At 54.7% G+C, this 1,015-nt stretch carries 2 protein-coding genes; both read right to left on the bottom strand.

The features are described 5' to 3' along the window. Window positions 1-139 precede the first annotated feature (139 nt). Window positions 140-352: a hypothetical protein gene (locus HKD24_RS15650; RefSeq protein ID WP_407646384.1), complete on the bottom strand. Its 213-nt coding sequence runs from the start codon at window positions 350-352 to the stop codon at window positions 140-142. Window positions 353-591: 239 nt separating this feature from the next. After that, complete coding sequence (locus HKD24_RS15645; RefSeq protein WP_407646383.1) at window positions 592-747, bottom strand: transposase; 156 nt, start codon at window positions 745-747, stop codon at window positions 592-594. Window positions 748-1,015: the final 268 nt, after the last annotated feature.

Genomic DNA, 1,015 nt, shown 5'->3' with positions numbered 1-1,015 from the left:
TTAACCCCGGACCAGAGGGCCAACAGCAACGCCGTCAGAATGGCGGCATAACAATAACCGGGTATAGCTTATTCAAATCCAAAAACTGTCCGAACAGACGGGACCACCTCTCGGAGAGGAAAGATGCGGCGGCCTTTTCCTATCGGGTCGCGACAGCCCGCCACTCCTTGAGCCTTGCCCACAGGTTTTCGACCAGATGCCGGTGTCTGTAAGTCCATCTGGGACAGGCGACTTTTGGACAGTCTTCCTTGGCGGGATGACAGGGCGAGATCCCCCGGTCCCAGAGATAGTCACGGAATTTGTGTGAAGCATACTCACGGTCACAGACGACACAGGTCGGTGGGTGCGGCAGATCGTCGAGCAGGGCATAAGCGGATGGCAGCTTATGTGCCTGTCCGGATGACAGTATTGAAGGACAGAGCCCTGCCGTATCCGTCCGCGATACGCAGACCTTGATGCCAAAGCCTCTACGTGAGCGGCCAAGCGCCTCACGGTCTCTGCGGCGTCCGCTGTATCCCTCTTTTTAGCTGCTCCGGCCGTTTTGTGATGGGTACGGATCGTCGTCTCATCGAGAAAGACCATGCCGAGGACCTAATCTGTGTCTTTGACCTTTTCCAAAAGGCGCTGCCACACACCGAGTTTCGACCATCGAATGAACAGTTGTATCACCATCCACCAGGAACCGAACTCATCTGGTAGGGCGCGCCATTTTGCATCGTTCTGATAACGCCAGAAAACCGCGGATATCGTCAGTCAAAGGTTTTCGGTGGGGTTTTCCCGTTCGGACGGACTTCTGCGATCAAAGTCTCCAAGACGGACCCGGTTCGATCAGGAAAAACAGACTGCATAATGGCCATCATAAGCAGCTATGCACTCAGTTCTGTTATTCAGAGACCTAACAGGACCTAGGTGTTTAGTCCCGGGATTTGATGGTGTGATATTTTCACGCGAGTGGAAGGAAGCCTTATGGGACAGATACGTCATGGCAGCGCCACGACCACGCACGCCGTGCGAG

This window comes from Gluconobacter vitians (assembly GCF_015244565.1).
Taxonomy (GTDB): domain Bacteria; phylum Pseudomonadota; class Alphaproteobacteria; order Acetobacterales; family Acetobacteraceae; genus Gluconobacter; species Gluconobacter vitians.
The sequence above is the reverse complement of the archived record's forward strand: the minus strand, read 5'-3'. Positions and strand labels throughout refer to the sequence as shown.